The sequence below is a fragment of the Bartonella queenslandensis AUST/NH15 genome, from assembly GCF_000312585.1.
Taxonomy (GTDB): domain Bacteria; phylum Pseudomonadota; class Alphaproteobacteria; order Rhizobiales; family Rhizobiaceae; genus Bartonella; species Bartonella queenslandensis_A.
In genome coordinates this window covers 1-1061 of record NZ_HE998273.1, presented here as the reverse complement: position 1 = coordinate 1061, position 1061 = coordinate 1, and the positions used below count along the sequence as shown (strand labels likewise).

Here is a 1061-nt window from a genome sequence, read left to right as displayed (position 1 = left end):
ATAACTTATGAGAGAAAAAACATTTTTATCAGCAAATATTCATATGTTTTGCATGAGAGCTTATTCGTAAAAAAAGGATGTTCTGTGTATCCATTTTATTTGATAAAGAATCTTAATCATGTAATGTAAAGTGTTATATATTATGGCTTTGAAAACTATTGACACTTACTTATCTTTTCGGAAATATTTTTATGTCAATCATTTATACGATGATTTATTTAAAATTTTAGGAAATATTCAGTTGATTAATTGAGGATTGAATATTATTCTGCGTGTCGTGCATGCCTGTTTATCTTGTCAATTTTTTACCATGGTAGAATAAAATGCTCTATGCATTAGAATTGTTCACGCCAGAAAGCGGGAATAAAAAGGACGAATATTGTTATGATTTCAAGGCGTCCAGCTAACATTAGAAAACTTAAAATCCATAAAGCATTATCGTTGATTGTAGAGAAACTACCAACGGGGCCAATAATATCTCCAAAGCCTGGGCCAACATTTGAAAGTGCTGTTAAGACGCCCGTAAAAGAAGAGGTAAAATCAAGACCGGTTGTAAGCAAAAGTGCAGTGCCGATAATAAGGCAGAACATATAAAGACAGACAAAAACAAAACGGCTTGAGCAACATCGTTTGATATATTTGAGTGATCGTAGCGCGCCTTTACAACGACATTAGGAGAAAGAAGTTTTTCTATATTTGTTCGTGTAATACGCCAAAGAATAATGAGGCGATTGATTTTCATACCACCAGAAGTAGAGCCAGCACATCCGCCTGTAAAAGAAACAATGAAGAAAATTCCAAGCGCAAATGGTCCCCAAAGTTGATAATCTTCAGCGCTATAACCTGTGGTGCTAATAATGGATGAAAGGTGAAAAATGACATCAAGGAAAATCAAGTGGAAAGCGCGATGATCATGAAATCGTAGCCATGCTGCTAAAGCAAAGCTGAAAAGAAAAACGATATGAAGAAAAACAATCACTTGTGGGTCAAGAAAGCGTTTGGAGTGTCCAGGAAGGACTAATTTAACATAAAGTACGAAAGGCAAAGCAGAAAGCAACATG

1 pseudogene is annotated in these 1061 nt (G+C 35.1%); it reads right to left on the bottom strand.

Annotated elements, in window-relative coordinates:
• Positions 1–335: 335 nt before the first annotated feature.
• Positions 336–1061: pseudogene (locus BN338_RS10180) on the bottom strand (TrkH family potassium uptake protein); the annotation flags it as partial.